Annotated in this window: 15 protein-coding genes and 2 pseudogenes; 9 read left to right on the forward strand and 8 right to left on the reverse strand. The window is 54.7% G+C overall.

Going from position 1 to position 18,888, the window contains the following annotated elements; all coding sequences use genetic code 11:
• Positions 1 to 161: 161 nt before the first annotated feature.
• The 4 genes from addB to ETC05_RS10140 are packed head-to-tail and all read left to right on the forward strand — an operon-like array spanning position 162 to position 11,932.
• A complete protein-coding gene (gene addB / locus ETC05_RS10125; RefSeq protein ID WP_305792249.1) occupies positions 162 to 3,665 on the forward strand; it encodes a helicase-exonuclease AddAB subunit AddB in 3,504 nt (1,167 codons plus the stop codon).
• The gene (gene addA, locus ETC05_RS10130; RefSeq protein WP_171660920.1) at positions 3,666 to 7,394 is read left to right on the forward strand and encodes a helicase-exonuclease AddAB subunit AddA; all 3,729 of its coding nucleotides are present in this window, start codon (positions 3,666 to 3,668) and stop codon (positions 7,392 to 7,394) included. It abuts the gene before it with no gap.
• Positions 7,395 to 7,412: 18 nt separating this feature from the next.
• On the forward strand, positions 7,413 to 8,591 hold the full coding sequence (locus ETC05_RS10135) for an exonuclease SbcCD subunit D (protein ID WP_031405382.1): 1,179 nt from the start codon (positions 7,413 to 7,415) through the stop codon (positions 8,589 to 8,591).
• Positions 8,588 to 11,932 carry an AAA family ATPase gene (locus ETC05_RS10140; protein ID WP_171660921.1) on the forward strand — a complete coding sequence of 1,115 codons (3,345 nt, stop codon included), beginning with the start codon at positions 8,588 to 8,590 and terminating at the stop codon, positions 11,930 to 11,932. The genes ETC05_RS10135 and ETC05_RS10140 overlap by 4 nt, the downstream gene beginning before the upstream one ends.
• A gap of 282 nt (positions 11,933 to 12,214) precedes the next feature.
• Here the strand turns inward: ETC05_RS10140 and ETC05_RS10145 are convergent, their stop codons facing one another.
• The 7 genes from ETC05_RS10145 to ETC05_RS10175 form a co-directional block, all read right to left on the reverse strand.
• Positions 12,215 to 12,436 (reverse strand): spore germination protein, encoded by a 222-nt coding sequence (locus tag ETC05_RS10145; RefSeq protein WP_031405378.1) that lies wholly within the window; start codon positions 12,434 to 12,436, stop codon positions 12,215 to 12,217.
• Positions 12,436 to 12,834, reverse strand: a complete 399-nt coding sequence (locus ETC05_RS10150; protein ID WP_171660922.1) for a spore germination protein GerPE — start codon at positions 12,832 to 12,834, stop codon at positions 12,436 to 12,438. Before ETC05_RS10150 ends, ETC05_RS10145 begins: the two co-directional genes overlap by 1 nt.
• A complete protein-coding gene (locus tag ETC05_RS10155) occupies positions 12,831 to 13,022 on the reverse strand; it encodes a hypothetical protein (protein ID WP_020755034.1) in 192 nt (63 codons plus the stop codon). Before ETC05_RS10155 ends, ETC05_RS10150 begins: the two co-directional genes overlap by 4 nt.
• Positions 13,019 to 13,621 (reverse strand): spore germination protein GerPC, encoded by a 603-nt coding sequence (gene gerPC / locus ETC05_RS10160; protein ID WP_031405372.1) that lies wholly within the window; start codon positions 13,619 to 13,621, stop codon positions 13,019 to 13,021. The genes ETC05_RS10155 and gerPC overlap by 4 nt, the downstream gene beginning before the upstream one ends.
• A gap of 82 nt (positions 13,622 to 13,703) precedes the next feature.
• Positions 13,704 to 13,916 carry a spore germination protein GerPB gene (locus ETC05_RS10165; RefSeq protein WP_013146201.1) on the reverse strand — a complete coding sequence of 71 codons (213 nt, stop codon included), beginning with the start codon at positions 13,914 to 13,916 and terminating at the stop codon, positions 13,704 to 13,706.
• A 14-nt stretch (positions 13,917 to 13,930) separates the two neighbouring features.
• The gene (locus ETC05_RS10170; RefSeq protein WP_011230193.1) at positions 13,931 to 14,152 is read right to left on the reverse strand and encodes a spore germination protein; all 222 of its coding nucleotides are present in this window, start codon (positions 14,150 to 14,152) and stop codon (positions 13,931 to 13,933) included.
• Positions 14,153 to 14,224: 72 nt separating this feature from the next.
• Entirely contained in the window at positions 14,225 to 14,449 is a 225-nt protein-coding gene (locus tag ETC05_RS10175; protein ID WP_011230194.1) for a spore germination protein, read from the reverse strand.
• A 150-nt stretch (positions 14,450 to 14,599) separates the two neighbouring features.
• Here ETC05_RS10175 and ETC05_RS10180 point away from each other — a divergent pair, with 150 nt between their 5' ends.
• From ETC05_RS10180 to ETC05_RS10190, 3 genes and pseudogenes are all read left to right on the forward strand, one after another.
• On the forward strand, positions 14,600 to 14,824 hold the full coding sequence (locus tag ETC05_RS10180) for a spore germination protein (RefSeq protein ID WP_171660923.1): 225 nt from the start codon (positions 14,600 to 14,602) through the stop codon (positions 14,822 to 14,824).
• A gap of 213 nt (positions 14,825 to 15,037) precedes the next feature.
• Positions 15,038 to 15,397 (forward strand): annotated as a pseudogene (locus tag ETC05_RS10185) (AMP-binding enzyme); the annotation flags it as partial.
• 132 nt (positions 15,398 to 15,529) lie between these two features.
• A pseudogene (locus ETC05_RS10190) lies at positions 15,530 to 16,695 on the forward strand (DUF418 domain-containing protein).
• A gap of 11 nt (positions 16,696 to 16,706) precedes the next feature.
• Here the strand turns inward: ETC05_RS10190 and ETC05_RS10195 are convergent.
• Positions 16,707 to 16,877, reverse strand: a complete 171-nt coding sequence (locus tag ETC05_RS10195; protein WP_031405362.1) for an aspartyl-phosphate phosphatase Spo0E family protein — start codon at positions 16,875 to 16,877, stop codon at positions 16,707 to 16,709.
• A gap of 312 nt (positions 16,878 to 17,189) precedes the next feature.
• Here ETC05_RS10195 and ETC05_RS10200 point away from each other — a divergent pair, with 312 nt between their 5' ends.
• Together ETC05_RS10200 and ETC05_RS10205 are read left to right on the forward strand one after the other, a co-directional pair.
• The gene (locus ETC05_RS10200; RefSeq protein ID WP_171660925.1) at positions 17,190 to 18,092 is read left to right on the forward strand and encodes a fumarylacetoacetate hydrolase family protein; all 903 of its coding nucleotides are present in this window, start codon (positions 17,190 to 17,192) and stop codon (positions 18,090 to 18,092) included.
• A gap of 144 nt (positions 18,093 to 18,236) precedes the next feature.
• A complete protein-coding gene (locus ETC05_RS10205) occupies positions 18,237 to 18,590 on the forward strand; it encodes a YisL family protein (RefSeq protein WP_171660926.1) in 354 nt (117 codons plus the stop codon).
• Positions 18,591 to 18,888: the final 298 nt, after the last annotated feature.

Here is an 18,888-nt window from a genome sequence, read left to right on the forward strand (position 1 = left end):
GACAGTCGCTGACATGTCGGCTCGCTCCACAAAAAGAAATAAACGTTAACGTTTCAGATTGCCTCCATATAACCCACAGCCGGAAGGCGTTTTTTTCTTCCTAAAAACGAACATACGTGCTAAAATAAAACAAATAGAGGAAACGAATGGTGGTGGATACAATGTCGCTGCGGTTTTTGCTCGGGCGGTCAGGAAGTGGGAAAACGGCTGTCTGCCTCGAAGAAATTCGCCGTCAGCTGCAAGAGGATCCAAAAGGAAGGGTGATCGTCTATCTCGTTCCAGAGCAAATGACGTTTCAATGTGAATACGCGTTGATACATACCGATGGAGTGGGCGGAATGATTCGGGCTCAAGTGTTCAGTTTCACTCGCCTCGCTTGGCGCGTGCTGCAGGAAACAGGCGGTATAACCCGGTATCACATTCATGATGTTGGCGTGCAGATGATGATCCGCAAAATTATTGAGCAACGCAGACAAGAGCTGAAACTGTTTGGGCGCGCGGCGGACAAACATGGCTTTATTGAGCAGCTGAACGAAATGATCGCTGAATGTAAGCGATATTGCTTGACGCCCGATGAACTCCGCCGTCATGCCGAAGCGCTCGAGAACGGGTCAAGCCAGCCGGGGCGCCGTTTGCTGGCTGATAAGTTGAGCGATGTAGCGCTCGTTTATGAGGAGCTTGAGAAAGGCCTTGCCGGCCACTATCTTGATTCGGAAGATTATTTGCGTCTGCTGGCTGAACATATTCCGCGCTCAAGTTATTTGCGGGATGCTGACATTTATATCGATGGCTTTCATCATTTCGCGCCGCAAGAATATATGATCATCGAACAGCTTCTTCGCCATTGCCGGCGCGTCACCGTGTGTTTGACGATCGACCGGCCGTATGACGACGAAATGCCGGACGAACTTCATCTCTTTTATTTGCCGGCGCAAACATACCGTCAGTTGTGCGAGCTGGCGCTAAGCAATGATATTGCGATCGAAGAGCCGATCGTGCTTTCGGCCAACCGCCGCCATGAGGACAGGGCTCTCGTACATCTTGAGGCGCAATTTCATCGCCGCCCGTTGCTTCCATATCGTGCAGAGACCGATGCCATCCATCTTTATGAGGCGTCCAATCGCCGAGCGGAAATCGAAGCGGTCGCACGCGAAATTATTCGCCTTGTCCGTGATGAAGGGGCCCGCTATCGCGACATTGCGCTGATCATTCGCCAGACGGAGGCGTACCGTGATCTGGTGAAAACGGTGTTTTTTGATTTTGGGATCCCGTATTTTATGGATGAAAAAGAGCCGATGCACCACCATCCGCTCATTGAACTCGTGCGCGCTGCCTTAGAGACGGTCGTGACGCGTTGGCGATATGAAGCGGTGTTTCGGGCGGTGAAAACGGATTTGCTTTTTCCAGCGGACGGTGATCTGCATATGTGGCGCGAGGCGGCCGACAAGCTTGAAAATTATGTGCTTGCTTACGGAATCAAAGGGGATAAGTGGACAAACAATGAGCGTTGGACGTATCGGCGCTATCAGGCGCTTGACGGTTTGAACGTGCCGCAGACAGACGAGGAGCGCCAGTTTGAGGACAAGCTCAATGAATGGCGCGAGGCGCTGGCCGCCCCGCTCCGCCGGTTGGAGCGCCGTCTGCGCCGGGCAGAGGACGGACAAGGGTTTTGCATGGCATTATATCTGTTTTTGGAAGAATTGCAGATTCCAAAAAAACTAGAGAAAATGAGCGCGCAAGCAGAAGCAGACGGCCGCCTCGTTGAAGCGCGCCAGCATGAACAGGCATGGAACGCTGTCATCGATCTGCTTGATCAATATGTTGAAATGCTTGGGACAGAATCGCTGTCGCTCAACGAGTTTGCCAAGATTATTGAGGCTGGGCTCGATCGGCTCGAATTCTCCCTCGTGCCGCCGGCGATGGACCAGGTGATCGTCGCACAGCTTGATCGCTCGCGTTTAATTGGGGTGCACTATGCGTTTGTAATCGGCGCCAATGAGGGCGTTATTCCAGCGAAAGTGAAGGACGACGGGCTGATGGCCGAAATGGAGCGCGAGCAGCTGCGCGAACTGGGGGCAGCGCTTGCTCCGGGGGGACGGGAGCAGCTGTTTTACGATCCGTTTTTTGTTTACTTGGCGCTCGTTTGCCCAAGCCGCCGGCTGTACGTCACGTATCCGCTTGCTGATGGCGAAGGGAAGGCGCTGATGCCTTCACCGCTCATCAGGCAGCTGGCTGAACTGTTTCCGCATGCTCCGGTGCATCTGTGCGGCAACGACCCGTTCGACGCCCCGGCAGAAAAAGCAGAGGCGTTCGTGACCGCGCCGCGGGCGACGCAAACGTATTTAATCAGCCAACTCCAAGCATGGAAGCGCAACTACGGCATCGATCCGCTTTGGTGGGATGTATATAACACGTTCATCGGCCACCGGGACTGGAAGGAGCAGGTGCGGCATGCTGTTTCCGCGCTCTTTTATACAAACGGAGCAAAGCCGCTCAAAAAAAAGTGGAGCCAGCGGCTGTACGGCAAAAAAATTCAGGCGAGCGTCTCGCGCATGGAGCAGTTTCAAAAATGCCCGTATGCCCATTTCGCATCGCACGGACTGCGGTTGAAAGAGCGCAACGTTTTCCGGCTTGAGGCACCGGATGTGGGGCAATTGTTCCATGCCGCCATCAAGCAAATCGCCGATCGGTTGCGTGAACAGCATCTTGATTGGCGCGAACTGTCAAGACCAGACTGCGAACGGCTGTCGGCCGAAGCGGTCGAGCGAATCGCCCCGCTCATCCAGCAGCAAGTGCTCTCAAGCTCTCATCGCTATGAATATATGAAACGAAAATTAAAACATGTTGTTGCTCGTACAACCCATGTGTTAAGTGAGCATGCGCGGGCGAGCGGATTCGTTCCGATCGGACTTGAGCTTTCGTTTGGCCCGAACGGCGACCTGCCGCCGCTTCGGTTTCGTCTTCGCGATGGCACTGTGATGGAACTCATCGGGCGGATCGACCGCGTCGATAAGGCGGAAAGCAGCCAAGGAGTGCTTCTTCGCATTATTGATTACAAATCGAGCGCGAAAACGCTCGATTTAACGGAAGTATATTACGGCTTGGCGCTGCAAATGCTCACCTACTTGGACATCGTGCTGACGTATGCCGAACAGCTTGTCGGACAGCCAGCCTTGCCGGCCGGGGTGCTTTATTTTCATATCCACAATCCGATCGTTCAAGCGAAGCAATGGGTGGATGACGAAATCGAAATGGCAAAAAAGTTGCTTGAACCGTTTCGGATGCGCGGGCTGCTGCTTGCTGATGTCGAGGCGATCCGACTGATGGACAGCCGAACGGAAGACGGACAATGGTCGCTGATTGTGCCTGCTCAGCTTACGAAAAGCGGGTCGATCCATTCGCGTTCGTCGGTGGCGAGTCCATCCGATTTTGCCGCGCTTCGCCAGCATGTCCGCCGTTTGTTTATCGACATCGGCGGACAAATCGTCGACGGCGTCGTGTCGATCGCCCCGTACAAGTTGAAAGATAAAACGGCATGCGATTTTTGCTCATTTAAACCGGTCTGCCAATTTGATGAGGCCCTCTCCGGCAACGAATACCGGAAGCTTGCTCCGCAAACGAAGGAAGCGGTGATGGAAAAACTAGCGGAAGGGAAGGAAGAATAAATGAACGTCACGATTCGTCCGAAGCCGGCTGGGAGCCGATGGACGGATGAACAATGGAAGGCGATCGTCGCGGGCGGCCGCGATATTCTTGTCGCTGCGGCGGCCGGATCCGGGAAAACGGCCGTTCTTGTTGAGCGGATCATTCAAAAAGTGACAGCGGAAGAAGGAGCAGTCGATATCGACCGATTGCTTGTCGTTACCTTTACCAATGCGGCGGCCGCGGAGATGAAAGCAAGAATCGGCGAGGCGCTTGAACGCGAACTCGCCAAGCGGCCGCATTCGCTCCATCTGCGGCGTCAACTCAGCCTGCTCCCCCGAGCGGCGATCTCGACGCTTCATTCCTTTTGTTTGGATGTTGTCCGCAAGCATTACTATTTGCTCGATTTGGATCCATCGTTTCGCATCGCGGATGAAACGGAAATCGAGCTGTTGAAAGAGGATGTCCTTGAAGAGCTGCTTGAGGAGGAATACGGAAAGCCGGACAACGAGCGGTTTTTCGCTGTGGTGGATGCCTATACGGGCGACCGGAGCGATGCAGAGCTGCAGGAGATGATTATCGCCCTTTATGAATTTTCCCGCTCCCATCCCGAGCCGGACGAATGGCTGGACGGCTTGACTGCGATGTATGATGTCGACGAACGAACAGATATCAAGACGCTGCCAGCAGCCCGCTATATCGCGCAACATGCCGCGATGGAGATGGCGGCGGCCAAACGGCTGATCGAAAGGGCGCTTGAGCTTGCAGAAGAACCGGGTGGACCGGGGCCGTATGCGGAGCGGTTGCGCGAAGATCAAGATCTGATCGCTGATTTGGAAGCGCGTCTTTCTGGACCGTGGGTCGAGCTGCATCACGCGCTCAAGACGCTGTCGTTTGGGCGGCTTCCGGCTTGCCGCGGCAAGGATTATGACGAGCGGCTGATCGATGAGGCCAAATCATTGCGCGATCAGGCAAAAAAGAAAATAGAGGGGCTGCGCGACAATGTATTTTCGCTTGATCCATCCGTCTGGCTCCGCCATATGCGGGAGATGAAGCCGATCATTGAAACGATTGCCAACCTTGTCCGTCGTTTTGCCGCCATGTTCCAAGCAGCGAAACGGGAAAAAGGCATCGTCGATTTTTCCGACTTGGAGCATTACTGTTTGCATGTTTTGCGGCGGCGCGACCCGAAAACGGGCGCATGGCAACCTTCTCCTGTCGCCTTGGAATACCAAGCGCAGTTTGATGAAGTGCTCGTTGACGAGTACCAAGATACGAACCTCGTTCAAGAAGCGATTTTGCAACTGGTGAAAAAGGGGAGTGAACGGACCGGCAATTTGTTTATGGTCGGGGACGTCAAACAGTCCATTTACCGGTTCCGCCTCGCCGAGCCGATGTTGTTTTTGGGCAAATACAAACGATTCACCGTCGACGGGGAAGCAGGGGGAATGAAAATCGACCTCGCGAGCAACTTCCGCAGCCGCCGCGAGGTGTTGGACGGAACGAACTTTCTGTTCGCGCAGCTCATGGGGGAAACCGTCGGCGAAATGGTTTACGACGAAGCGGCGCAGTTGAAATACGGAGCCGATTACCCGGAAGGGGAGGATGCGGCGCCGGAAGTCATGATCATCAACCGGCAGCGTGCGTCGGAAGAGGACGAAGAGGAAGCGGCGGAATGGGAAGCGGCGGAGCTCGAGGCGCGGCTGATGGCGAAAAAAATCAAAGAGATCGTTTCTGCGCCGTTTTATGTATACGATCGTTCAAGCGGGCAGCCGCGGCGCGCCATGTACCGTGACATCGTCATCCTTGTCCGTTCGATGACGCATGCGCCGCAGATGATCGAGCAGCTGCAGGCGCAAGGCATCCCGGCGGCTGCGGATTTATCATCCGGTTACTTTCAGGCGACAGAAATTTCCGTCATGCTCTCATTGTTAAAAGTGATCGATAACCCGCACCAAGACATTCCGCTCGCCGCGGTGCTCCGGTCGCCGCTCTTTCGTTTTGACGAGAATGAGCTCGCCATGATTCGTCTCGCCGATCCAAAAGGCACGTTTTATGAAGCGCTCTGTTCGTTTCGGCAAAAACGGGCGGAAACGGAAGAAGAGGCCAAAGCTCAACGAAAGGCGTCGGCTTTTTTGGACCGTCTTGACGGCTGGCGCACGATGGCGCGCCGCCGTTCATTAGCAGATCTCATTTGGCAGCTGTACCGCGATACGCAATTTTATGATTTTGTCGGCGCACTGCCGGCCGGCAGGCAACGACAGGCGAACTTGCGCGCTTTGTACGACCGCGCACGACAGTATGAGTCGACGTCGTTTCGTGGGTTGTTCCGCTTCCTTCGCTTCATCGAGCGGCTGCAAGAGCGCGGCGACGATTTAGGAGCAGCTCGTCCGCTCGGCGAGCAGGAAGACGTTGTGCGCGTCATGACGATTCACAGCAGCAAAGGATTGGAATTTCCGATCGTGTTTCTTGCCGGGCTTGCGCGTTCGTTTCATACACGTGATTTGCATCACCCATATTTGCTTGATAAAGAGCTGGGCTTCGCTGCTCGCTTTGTCCACCCACGGCTGCGCATCAGCTATCCGACGCTGCCGTTGTTGGCGATTCAAGCGAAAAAGCGGCTCGAGTTGCTCGCTGAGGAGATGCGCATTTTGTATGTCGCGCTTACAAGGGCAAAAGAGAAGCTGTATTTGCTGGCGTCGGTCAACGATGCGGCCAAGGAGATTGAAAAATGGAAAAGCGTTGTTTCAGAACGCGGATGGCTTCTCCCTGACGATGTGCGGGCTTCGGCTCGCTCCTACTTGGATTGGATCGGCCGGGCGCTCATTCGTCATCGCGATGGAGAAGCGCTTGCGGGAACGAAAGCGCCTGAAGAGGTCGCTTCCCATCCGTCTGTGTGGCGCATCGCCATCGTGCCGGCTGCCGATTTGTGCGGCGAAGAGGCGGCAAGAGAGGAGATGAATAGCGACGTGCTTCTTGCCCTCGAACAAGGCCGACCCGTTCCCGTGGAAGGAGGGTGGCAGAAGGAGGCAAAACGCCGCTTGTTGTGGCGGTATTCGTATGAGAAAGAAACGGCCGTGCGCGCCAAGCAATCGGTGTCAGAACTCAAAGAACATCGCGCACTTTTTGGCGAGCAAGCGGACGAATGGCGGCCGCGCCAAGGGACAGCTCCGGTGTTTTCACGGCCGCGTTTCATGCAGGGGAAAACGTTGACGCCGGCCGAAAAAGGAACGGCCCTCCATATCGTCATGCGCCATCTCGATTTGCAGGCGCCGCTTGATGAATCGTCGATCCGCAGTCAAATCGTCCGCCTTGTTGACAAAGAGCTGCTGTCGACAGAACAGGCTGAGGCGGTCGATCCAGCAGCCATCGCTGCCTTTTTCGCTTCAGATCTTGGCCGCCGCCTTTGCGCTGCCCGCGAAGTACACCGTGAAGTGCCGTTCAGTTTAGGGCTTCCAGCGGCTGAACTGTACGGCCGCGAAGGGACGGAAAACGGCCGGTGCGTCCTCGTGCAAGGGGTGATCGACTGCATCTTTGTCGACGAATGCGGCTATGTGATGATCGACTATAAAACGGATGAAGTCGCCCGCCGTTTTGCCGGACAACAGGATGAAGCGGCTCGTTTTCTGCTCGGCCGCTACGGGACGCAAATGCGCTTGTACCGGCGGGCCATCGAACAAATTTGGCGCGCGCCGGTGGCGGAATGCTATTTGTATTCGTTTGATGGAAGATTTGTTGTGGCTGTTGAGTGATGCAAGGGAGGAGAAGGAATGCGCATTTTGCATACCGCGGACTGGCATTTTGGGCGAACGCTTGAGGGACGAAGTCGGATGGCCGAGCAAGAGGCGTTTGTTGATGAGCTTGTGGAGATTGTCAAGAAAGAACAAATCGACGTCATCCTTGTGGCCGGCGATGTGTTCGACTCCGTCAACCCGCCGGCGGCTGCGGAACAGCTGTTTTATGAAAGCCTCGCCCGCCTGTCCGACAAAGGACGCCGTCCCGTGGCGATCATCAGCGGCAATCACGACCATCCCGACCGGATCAGCGCCGCCCGGCCGTTGCTGTCTGAGCACAATATTTTTCTTTTCGGTCGCCCGCAAGCGGTTGTTTGCCGGATTGATGTCCCATCGTGCGGCGAAACGATGATGCTCGCTCCGTTGGCCTATCCGTCCGAATCGCGTCTTGCCGAGCTGTTGTCGTCCGACTGCGAGGAAACAACGATGCGCGATCGGTACGATGAACGCATCCGCGCCCTATTAGCGGCGATGGCTGCCTCGTTCACGATGGAGACCGTCAATATCGCGATGAGCCATCTTTACGTCGCCGGCGGACATACGTCCGATTCCGAGCGGCCGATTGAAGTCGGCGGCGCTTATACGGTGGCGGCGGAGAGCTTGCCGAAAGCCGCGCAATATGTGGCGCTTGGCCACTTGCACCGGCCGCAGGACGTCAAGCGGGCAAAGACGGCGGCTCGCTATTCCGGCTCGCCTTTGGCGTACAGCTTTTCCGAAGCCGGCCATGCCAAATCGGTCACGGTCGTCGACGTGCATCCGAGGGAAGCGGCTAAGGTGGAGGAAATCCCGCTTTCCGCGGGCAAGCCGCTTATCCGCTGGAAGGCGACAGAGGGGCTCGCCCAAGTGCATCGTTGGTGCGAGGAGGGAAGAGACCGATCCGGCTGGATCGATTTGGAGATTCATGTGACCGAGCCGTTGACAATGGAAGAAATTGATCGGCTGCGTAAGCTTCATCCCGGATTTGTCAACATTCGCCCGGTGTTTCCCGATCGGGCGGAAGAGATGATGGAAATGAGCCGCGAGCCGCTTTCACTCGAAGAAATGTTTCACCGATTTTACGAACGGCAGACCGGGGGACAAACGCCGGATGAAGAGCTCGTCCGCCTCTTTTTGGAGCTGGCGGCGGAAGAAGAGAAGGAAGGAGAGGAAGAATGAAGCCGATCTCGCTGACGATCGCCGGGCTTCATAGCTTTCGTGAAAAGCAGACGATCGATTTCACTGCGCTGTGCGAGGGTGGGGTGTTTGGCATTTTCGGGCCGACTGGAAGCGGCAAATCAACGATTTTAGACGCCATGACGCTTGCCTTGTTCGGCTGCGTCGAGCGGGCGGCTAACCGTACGCAGGCGATCATCAACCACGCGGAGCAAGGGTTGTTCGTTTCGTTTACGTTTGAACTGGAAAATGCGGCAGGAGCGAAACGGTATACAGTCGAACGAAGCTTAAAAAAAGTGGATGAGTGGCGGACGCGCAGCGCTGTTTGCCGCCTGATCGAGCACCGGCCCGAGCCGGTCGTGCTCGCCGATAAACTATCGGATGTGGACAAGGCAATCGAGCAATTGCTCGGCTTGACGATGGAGGATTTCACCCGGGCGGTCGTCTTGCCGCAAGGAAAATTTGCCGAATTTCTGTCGCTTAAAGGGGCGGAGCGGCGGCAAATGCTGCAGCGCCTCTTTCATCTTGAGCGGTATGGCGATCAGTTGAACAAAAAGTTGAAAGACCGGCTTGCCGCCGCTGAGCAAGAATGGGAAAAAATCGAAGCGGAAAAAGCGGGGCTCGGTGACGCTTCAAAAGCAGCGCTCGAGCAGGCAGAGATGGACGTGCGGGAGCTCGCGGGGCTGTTGGCCAAGCGAAAAAAAGAACTAGAAGAAGTCGAAGCAGATGTGGAACGAACAAAACAACGATGGGTGCGGCAGCAAGAAAAAGAAGAGGTTGAACAAGAGCTTGCCGTGCTGCGGCGGCGCGAATCCAGCATTCGCGAGCTTGAGGAGAAAAAGGAGCGCGCCGAGCAAGCGGAGCGCATTTGGCCGTATTGGGAGCAGTGCGAGCAGGCGAGCCGTTTGCGGGCAGAGGCGTTTCGTCGGTATGAAGGACTCGCTCGTCGGTTAGAGGAAGTCCAATCGAGCTATAAAGAAGCAGCGCAACGTTATGAACGGGCGCGCCAAGAAAAGGCGCAGCGGGAACCGGAATTGCTTGTTCAGATGGAACGGCTGCGGCAGGCGGCGCAGCTTGAGCAACAAATGGAAGTGCTTGGACAGGAACTCGCTGCTCTTCGTGAAGAAAGGGAGCGGCTCATTGCCCGGGAGAAGGCAGCCGCCCGCCGGTTTGAAGAGGCGTCGGTCTGGTATGAGCGCGGCGTAAAGCGGCAGCGGGAGTTGAAAGAGGAACTGAAACGGCATGAGGAGGCGCTGGCTGGAAAAGATGAGGTAGAGCAGGCATACAGGCAGAAGCAGCATATTGAGCAAACGGCATCAGCCATTGCTCGCATTGATGCTCAGCTTCGGCAAAAAGAAAGCGTTTGGCGACGGGCGAAAGAGGAAAAGTTGGAGCGGGAACGCCGATCAGCGGCTGCCAGCTCCCGACTCCAAGAGCTGTTCCGGCGTGTGGAGCGGGCGTATCGTTTCGTCTGCTGGCGGCAGCAGGACGCTGAAAAACAATTGTATACTTTGCAGAAAGCCATAGAGGCGGAGCGACAGCGAGCTGAAGAAGCGCGGACGGCGCACCTCGCTTCCGCCTTGGCTGAGCGGCTCCGTCCCGGTGAGCCGTGTCCAGTGTGTGGATCGTGCGAGCATCCGCATCCAGCCGCTGCGCCGCGCGATGTCCAATTTGAGCGTCTGTCCGAGCTTGAGGCAGAGCGACAGCGGTATGAACAAGATTGGCAAACGATCATTTCGTTCAAGGCGCAGCTCGAGCAACTCGCCGAGCTGGCAGTAGGACATGAAGCGCCGCCTGTGTTTGCCGAAAACCGCTCGGCGGAGGAGGCGATCGATCTCACTGTGGAAGTGCGGGCGCTTGCCCAAGATGTCATCGAATTGAAAGAAGCGGTCTACCGGGCGCTTGCCCAATGGAACGAAGCTGAGTCAGCGCGGCGCGAAGCAGAGAAAGCGTGCCAGTGGGCAGCGGCGGACATTGAAGCGTTGCAAGTTGAAAAACAGCGGCTGGAGGAAGAGCGGCGGCAACTTGAACAGCAATGGCGGCAGACGTATCCTTCGCTTTCGCTTGAGACGATTGATGCAGTGTATGAACAGCTGCGCGAACGGGAAAAAATGCGGCGTGACGTGCAAAAGCGGCTGGAGGACAGCGTGCCGTTTTTAGAGGAAAAACAGCGGGCGAAAGAGGAAGCGGCCGAAGAGCGGCGTCAGCTTGAGACAGAGCAGGTGCGTCTTGACTCGCTGATCGGCGCCAAACAGCAACAATGGAATGAATATGAGCGGCAGCGGGGCGAGAAGGTGGGCTCAGACCCAGCGGCCGTGCAGCTTCAGAAGGTGGAGGCCGAATGGCGTCGATTGCAAAACGGCGAGCAACAGGCGTATGAGGCCTGGCAGCGGGTCCAGCGGGAATATCAAATGCTTGAAAGCGAAACCAAAGCGGCCAAGCAGGCGTGGGAAGAAAGCGCCCGCCGCGAAGAAGAGGCGCTCGCTCGCTGGCGCGGCGCGCTTTCGGACACCATGTTTGCCGATGCCGAACAAGTCAAGCAAGCGAAGGCAAAAAAAGCGCAACGGGATGAATGGGATGAGGCGATCCGCCGCTATTGGCGCCAAATCGAGCAAGCCGAACATCGCCTCGCCCAACTGGCCGCCGCCATCGGGGGGGAGACGGTGAGCGCCGAACAATGGGAGACGATGCAACGTGTATATGCCGAGTTGAAGGAGCAAGTGGAGGCGATGACGCAGCAGCTCGGGGCGGCTCAAGCGAAGGTGGAAGAGATGAGAAAAAAACATAGCCGCTTTGTTGAACTTGAGGAGAAGCAGGCGGAACTCAGCCGGCGCATCGAACGGTATAAACAGCTGCAGGCGCTGCTTCGCGGCAACAGCTTTGTCGAATTTATGGCTGAAGAGCAGCTCGAGCACGTAACCGCCATGGCTTCGGAACGGCTGCAACGGCTGACACGGCATCGGTATTCGCTCGAATTGGATTCGCAGGGGGGGTTTCTGATCCGTGATGATGCCAACGGCGGCGTCAGACGCCCCGTATCGACACTCTCGGGCGGCGAGACGTTTTTGACGTCGCTGTCGTTGGCGCTGGCGTTATCGGCGCAAATTCAGCTGCGCGGCGAATATCCGCTCCGCTTTTTCTTCTTGGATGAAGGGTTTGGCACCCTCGATGCTGAGCTGCTTGAGACGGTCATTTCTGCCTTGGAAAAACTGCATACCGAGCGGCTGGCGGTCGGCGTCATCAGCCATGTTCAAGAAATTCGCAACCGTCTGCCGCGACGGCTTATCGTCGAACCGGCTGAACCGTCCGGCCGCGGCACGCGCGTCCGACTGGAAATGATGTAAATTGACGTGCCCGTCGAACAGGAAGGGCTTTAGGCAAAAGAAAGCTGTTTCAAGAGGGTGGGGTTCTTTCGCTCCGTTCTAACAGCGTTTTGCGCGTATATGTATAAGGAAAGGAGGGTTGATCCAAAACGCATTCGCGTTTTGGGTCAGCTCCCTTGCTCTTTTTTGTTTCGGTGGCCTTCTCTGATAAGGCTGATCTCCTATTTCTCCCATTTGGTCGTTAATGCGGCGGTCTCTTTGCCGTGTTGAAGAAAGGTGATGAAAGGGTTTCATCCTTTGCAGTTAGTTGTTGGCGGCCACATTTTGGTCAAACACATCCGGATCAAATGAGTTTGTAAAACTGATGGCGTTGTTCGTCATCACAAAATCGCCGGTGTTGAATCCACCGGATCCGGCTTGCGTTTTTGTGGCGACTTTCGGCGCGATGTACAGACAGTCGCCCATTTGAACGACAGCTCCGCTGCTAACGTTATTGATTTTAATCGGGCCGACAAACGAAGGCATTATGAATCCCTCCCTCTCGTTGACGCGCTTGACTCAGAACCGGCCAGCTGACGGATATGTTTAATTCTTGCCTCTGCCTCCGCTGTCGAAGTCGAGCCGATATGGATGATAGCGGACGAAGAAACGGCGAGCACGCGCACAGACTGAACGGAAATGACCGGGGACTCATGGAGCGTTTGGCGTGCAGCTACCGGCGATGGAGAAGTCCAGCGCGGAATCGGCTTCGTAAAAACAGGGAATATTTGTTCTCCTTCTGGACCAAAAAACAGTTCATATTGCCGCTGAACGGCAAAGGCGCGCGTGCGGGCGGAAATTCGCTCTGAGTCGCCGATTTGCAGGACAGAGCTAATGATAAGCGTTTCAGCATGGAACGTTTGCACAACTGACGTTCGTTTCACGGTGCTTCCCCTCGGGTCGGCACAAGTGGGACAAACGGACCGATGATGAGCGATTCGGGTGGCGTGTCAAACGCTGATGATAAATGGATCGCATCGGCGTCGCCGATTAAAAACAGTGAGGCGCTGGCGACGGCCACGAGGCGGATGTCGCCAACATGCAGATGGCGATTGATCACTGTATAATTCACGTCTCTCCCTCCCCTGAAGGCAAATGTTTTAAAAACGCATCGAGTGATTGTTCGATATCGGCTTTCACTTTTTGAAAAATTTCATTTTCGACCGCCTCATCACGGTCACCGGATGGAACGTAGCCATGGTTGGCTTTCTCTTGCAAGTAGAAGCGGATGCGCTCGTCCGTTTGCCGGGCGATGTCTTGCAAAATGAACTGTCGATACGTATCGTCGAGGCGGCGGCCGTATTGCTGCTCAAGGCGTTTTAACGTTTCCGGCGCTTCCCCGTTGAGATAGGCGGCCACTTTTTCTTGAATCGGGCGCATGAGCACCGGTTCCGGCTTTGGAATCACCGTTTTGACCGGTTCGACGGCAAAGTCTTCAATCGTGCCGCCGGCTCCAGGCGGAGCGATCCCGATGTTTAGCGTTCCTTCAAGCGTTTCTACTTTGAGCTGGTCAAATTTATATTCAATTCGTTCGATCGATGTACGCGGTTGAGCCTCCATTTCCCGAAGCCGGGCTTCAAGTGCGTGGAGGCGGCGTTCCAACCCCCGTATTTTTTTTGTTTGCCATGACAAATAGCGGTGCAGTTGGACGAAATACTGGTAAACACTCATCGTGCACCATCATCCTCTCCAAAGAGCCCTCTTACTTCAATATATGGACGGCCTTTCGCTCTCATCACTTTTTTCGCTAAATTTAGCGGGTGGCTGAATGGAGAGGAACGAGAGGAGCGGATGCACCGGGCGGCACGGTCGCCTGTGGAGCCGGACCGGTGAATCCGCCGGTGTTGGCAAGCGTCGAGAGCGCTTGAATGCTTCCGGCGCTGCCGATTTGCAAAACGGATGAATTGGTGACCGAGCCGATCCGCAATTGGTGGATGCAGATGCTTTGGCTGATGTAAACGTGCACCCTCTTCTCCTCCTTCAAACGTTTCCGACGACATTTTCATCGGCGACATCGGCGTCATTCGTATTCGTATTGCTGTAATAGTTATAAATATGAAGCCCGTCGCCGGTGTTAAACGAACCGGCGCCAGCGAACGTTTTCGTTACGCTTTGCGGAGAAATCGCAAACACATCGCCAATATGGAACACGCCGCTGCTTCCGATGCTGTTCAGTTTGACGACTCCGACAAAAGCCGGCATGTGGGCATGCTCCCTTCCTTGTTTTCTTCGATGATACTCTAGTGTATGGGCGCAAGGTGCGAAACGTTCGCTTTAATTGTTGGCAGCATTATTTGAGTCGAACACATCTGGATCACCGGTGTTCGTAAAGCTGACGAACGTATTCGTCTGCAGGAAGTCGCCGTTGTTGCCGCCGCCTGAGCCGGTGTTGGATTTCAACGTGCTCTTTGGTGTGATTTGCAAGACGTCGCCGAAATTTACCGTGCCGTCGCCGCTGACATGGGTGATTTTAATTGGACCGCTGATAAATGAAGGCATGAAGAGCCCCCTCCTTTTTTGTCGTGTCGCTATCGTTATTGTATGAAAACAGAGAAAAAACGGTTCAATGCGGGGCGAGAGTCCAAGTGAGGAAAGCAGCTCCCGCGTATGATAAAGAAAGGGAACGGGCAGAAAGGAAGGGGAAAGAGGATGCCAGCAATCGTCATTGGTGGGATCAAAGTGACGAACGTAAGCGGCAATGGCACCGTCAACATGGGGGATGTGCTGCAAATCGCTCCGAAAAGCACCACGAAGTCAAATTCAGGTGCCGGAGGCGGAAATACTGGCGATTTCTTGCAAACGAATACGTTTTGCAACGTCACGAATACGGTTGATCCGGATGTCTTGGACGCCGGGGTGAAAGGAAATAACTAGCGGTTGTCGAGACGACTCCCCTAGCGTTCGTTTTTGAAAAAAGAGGAAACCAGGTTCTTTTTTGGCGCAATGGAGTGGACTAGCCAAGAAAGAGGGCTGGCTTCAAAAGTCATTTTACGACTTTTGGGACGGCCCTCTTTTTCTTTATGCCATCTTTGTTATATAATACAATTATGAATTTTCTAAAACATAAAACAGGGGGATGGGAGAATTATTGATATCGTTGACCGGAAAAAGGATATTATTATTAGCGGAGGGGAAAATATTTCGTCAATTGAAGGCGAAGGTGCGCTTTATGAACACCCTGCTGTGCTTGAGGCAGCTGTCATTGCCGCACCGCACGAAAAATGGGGCGAAACGCCGCATGCCTTTGTCGTCGTTCGTCCAGGGCACAACGTGACAGAAGAAGAGCTGATCGCCTTTTCTCGGGAAAAACTGGCTCATTTCAAAGCCATTAAAGGCGTCACGTTTGTCGATGAGCTGCCGAAAACAGCCTCCGGAAAAATTCAAAAAGTACATTTGCGTCGCCAGTATTGGGATGCAATTGGAAAATCAGGCCGCTATGTCAACTGATGATACAGGCATGCGCCTTCAGACGAGCAGAGGAGAAAGCATGGAGTGAAATGAATCAAGCGTGCACTGGCAAGGTGGTGGGGCATCTTCGGATTCGTATGCGGCAAGTCGGTGGAAAGAAGGGAGAAAGTGATGATCAGATCGCCCGAGCGAATCGTCGCGGCGGATGTGCTGCGTGGATTCGCCTTGCTCGGCATTTTGCTTGTCAACATGCGTTATTTTTCCTCGCCGGCGTTATACGACGACGGCGCCAAGGGAAGCGCCCTTGACCGGGGGTGGCGGCGGTCGTCGACGTGTTGTTTGAAGCAAGCGCGTATCCGCTGTTTGCCTTTTTATTCGGCTTCAGCGCAGTGATGATGTTCCGTCGGCTCAGCAGCCGCGGGGAGCGGCCGATTCCGATTCTTTTGCGCCGCTTCCTTTTTTTGCTTGGGATTGGCCTCGTTCATGCGTTTGGCCTCTGGTTTGGCGATATTTTGATTCCCTACGCAATTACAGGGGGGATTATGCTTTTCTTTTTCGCCGCCCCGCCTCGTTGGTGGCGGACGGCGGCCGCGGCGTTCTTTTTTCTTTTTCACGGCCTCATGGTGCTGTTGTTAACTCTCGATGTGTTGGCCGGAGGAATGGAGACAGCTGGCGGCCACGAGACCGTGGCGGCCGCGGCGGTTCGCCATTATCGAAACGGAGCGTTTTGTGATGTATTTTGGCAACGGTGGAGCGACTGGATGTATATCAACGGCGATGGTGGGCTGCTACTTACGGTGTTGACCGTGCTGCCGTTTTGTTTGCTTGGCGGCTACGCTGCTTACGAACGTTGGCTTGAAGCCGACCGTCACCCGCCTGCGAAGCTGCGCCGCCTGATGGGGTGGGCGCTATGCTTTGGTTTAGCACTGAAAACCATTCCGTATTGGGCTGCGGCCAACGACTTGACCGTGTACATCCAAGACAGCTTCGGTGGAGCCGCATTGGCGGTGTTCTACGCGTCTGCTGCCGTGTTCGTCTGTGGGAAACCAAGTTGGAGGCGTGTTTGGCGGTGGTGGCAAGACGTTGGGAAAATGTCGCTCACCCATTACCTGGCGCAATCGCTTGTTTGCACCTCGCTGTTTTACAGTTATGGGCTTGGGTGGTACGGGCGCACAAGCGCATGGCAGGAGACGATGCTCGCGTTTGCCTTGTATGCGGTTGAAGTATGGGTGAGCCGCCACTGGTTTACAAGGTTTTGCTGCGGACCGATCGAGTGGCTGTGGAGGTGGGGGACATACGGAGCGCGGCCGCCGTTTCGCCGCCGGCCGGGGCAATAAAAATCCGCCGCTTACTGAACGGACGGAGATGGTGATTCAAAAGTCTTCGTTTGCTGCAAATATTGATTGATCAATTGGTCCAGCTCTTGGCTGCACTCGATCGTCTCTTTGGCCGTGAATCCATAGGTGAGCGCCAATTCAATCATTTGTTGTCGTTTTTCTTCAATTTGCAAGAGAACCATTTCCTTCACCATCAATTCGTTTGAAATGTTGGTTGAGGCATGACGCGTCGATAAAAGACGTTTGTTGTATGACGAAAGTCGCAATCGACACACTAGCGGAAACTAAACATTATTATACATATCATGACGAAAAAAGGAAGCGATTCGGGAAAATAAGTGATAAATTTCCTAATTTAGACAAAATTCTACAAAAACAGGGCTTTTTCGCCTCGATGGCGAATATCATCCTCAACGCGCCAAAATGGCTAAGGCGCGCGGAAGAGAAGAGTCCAAGAAGCGACTGCTGCATAACCAAAGAAAGGGAGAGATACGATGAAACTGACCACCGCACTTTTCGATGGAGAAACGTTTGTCGGAGCCGTGCCGCAAGGAGATGACCGCGTTGTCCATTTGCGCCGCGCCGAACGAGCGATGGCTGGAACGGAGATGATGCCGACGACGATGCTCGCGGCAATTGCTCAAGGAGAGGAGTTTCTCGGCCGGGTGCAAGAAGTGGTTGACTGGGCGTTAGCCCATCCGACGCCGGAATATGTTTACCGCCTCAACGATGTCCGCCTTTTGGCTCCCATTCCGCGGCCGGCAAAAAATATTTTTTGCATCGGCAAAAACTATGTGGATCACGCGTTGGAGCTCGGCGGCGCCGATGTGCCGGAGCATTTGATTGTCTTCACGAAAGCGCCGACAACAGTCATTGGTCATGAGGAAACGATTTTGCGCCATGCCGGTGTCACCAATGAGCTGGACTATGAAGGGGAGCTGGCGGTGGTCATCGGCAAACAAGGGCGAGGGATCCGCCGTGAGGATGCGCTAGATTACGTATTTGGCTATACGATCATCAACGATGTGACAGCAAGAGATTTGCAGGATCGGCATCAACAATATTTTCTCGGCAAAAGCTTGGATACATTTTGTCCGATGGGGCCATGGATCGTGCCGAGTAAATTTATGAAGAATCCAAACGCCTTGCACATCGAGACGCAGGTCAACGGCGAAGTGCGCCAGCAAGCGAACACGAAACAATTGATTTTTTCCATCGAATCGATCATCGAGACGATCTCCAAAGGCATTACGCTTGAGCCGGGCGACATCATTGCTACAGGAACGCCGGCCGGGGTTGGCAAAGGGATGAACCCACCGCGTTTTTTGCAAACGGGTGATGTTATTGAGGTGACGGTGGAAGGCATCGGCACGCTGCGCAACAAAGTGGGAGAGTAAACGGCGAAAGCGAGAAAGCTTCCACTGGTGTTCGAAAGGCGCTCTCTTGAAAGAAAGGGCGGCTTTCGTTTTCACGAAGTTTGTCAACCGTCCGCCCGCCGTGCTATGATGGGGAGGAACAAGGAATGGTTGGAGGGATGGACGTTGACGCATGCCCACATTACGAGCTGGCTCATCACGATTGTTTTGTTTTTCCTTGCGGTGTCGATGGAGCGGCAAAGGGCGGACAAAGCCAAGATCGTACAAATGGTGTTGCGGCTGTTTTACATCCTCACGATCGCGACGGGGGGGCTTTTGCTGCATAGCATTGCTTCGATATCTGCACTTTATTGGCTAAAGGCGCTTGCCGGGCTGTGGGTAATCGGAGCGATGGAAATGGTTTTAGCAGCTGAAAAAAAAGGGAAAAGCGCGGCGGCAGGATGGACGCAATGGGTCATTGCCCTTGCGGTGACGCTGTTTCTTGGTTTGTTGCTGCCGCTTGGTTTTGACTTATTCTAAAGCGAAGCGGCAGCCTTCTATTGGTTGCCGCTTTTGGTGAACTACCCGCCACCTACGCTTCGCTTAGAGGTGGAGGCTTCAAGCGACTTGTGCGTGTTCGCCGAACGGTAAGCCACACACAAGAACCCTTTACGCTTTCCTTCGCTCCGAAGGCGTCCGTTCTAACAATAAATTACCACATCCGTCGGCGATCGCCAACCGACATTCATCTCCCACCTACTCATTGGGCTTTGCCCTGCACATTCCTTGAGGGGGGAGACTTCTGTCGGAAATTACGTTAAAGACGAAAATATGGTAT

The organism is Geobacillus sp. BMUD (assembly GCF_013096845.1).
Lineage (GTDB): Bacteria > Bacillota > Bacilli > Bacillales > Anoxybacillaceae > Geobacillus > Geobacillus vulcani.

What these genes read in the sequence shown, in the direction of transcription:
- addB (WP_305792249.1), top strand. Translation starts at nt 162, where the DNA reads ATGTCGCTGCGGTTTTTGCTCGGGCGGTCAGGAAGTGGGAAAACGGCT.
- addA (WP_171660920.1), top strand. Translation starts at nt 3,666, where the DNA reads ATGAACGTCACGATTCGTCCGAAGCCGGCTGGGAGCCGATGGACGGAT.
- ETC05_RS10135 (WP_031405382.1), top strand. Translation starts at nt 7,413, where the DNA reads ATGCGCATTTTGCATACCGCGGACTGGCATTTTGGGCGAACGCTTGAG.
- ETC05_RS10140 (WP_171660921.1), top strand. Translation starts at nt 8,588, where the DNA reads ATGAAGCCGATCTCGCTGACGATCGCCGGGCTTCATAGCTTTCGTGAA.
- ETC05_RS10145 (WP_031405378.1), bottom strand. Translation starts at nt 12,436, where the DNA reads ATGCCTTCGTTTGTCGGCCCGATTAAAATCAATAACGTTAGCAGCGGA.
- gerPC (WP_031405372.1), bottom strand. Translation starts at nt 13,621, where the DNA reads ATGAGTGTTTACCAGTATTTCGTCCAACTGCACCGCTATTTGTCATGG.
- ETC05_RS10170 (WP_011230193.1), bottom strand. Translation starts at nt 14,152, where the DNA reads ATGCCGGCTTTTGTCGGAGTCGTCAAACTGAACAGCATCGGAAGCAGC.
- ETC05_RS10175 (WP_011230194.1), bottom strand. Translation starts at nt 14,449, where the DNA reads ATGCCTTCATTTATCAGCGGTCCAATTAAAATCACCCATGTCAGCGGC.
- ETC05_RS10180 (WP_171660923.1), top strand. Translation starts at nt 14,600, where the DNA reads ATGCCAGCAATCGTCATTGGTGGGATCAAAGTGACGAACGTAAGCGGC.
- ETC05_RS10195 (WP_031405362.1), bottom strand. Translation starts at nt 16,877, where the DNA reads ATGGTTCTCTTGCAAATTGAAGAAAAACGACAACAAATGATTGAATTG.
- ETC05_RS10200 (WP_171660925.1), top strand. Translation starts at nt 17,190, where the DNA reads ATGAAACTGACCACCGCACTTTTCGATGGAGAAACGTTTGTCGGAGCC.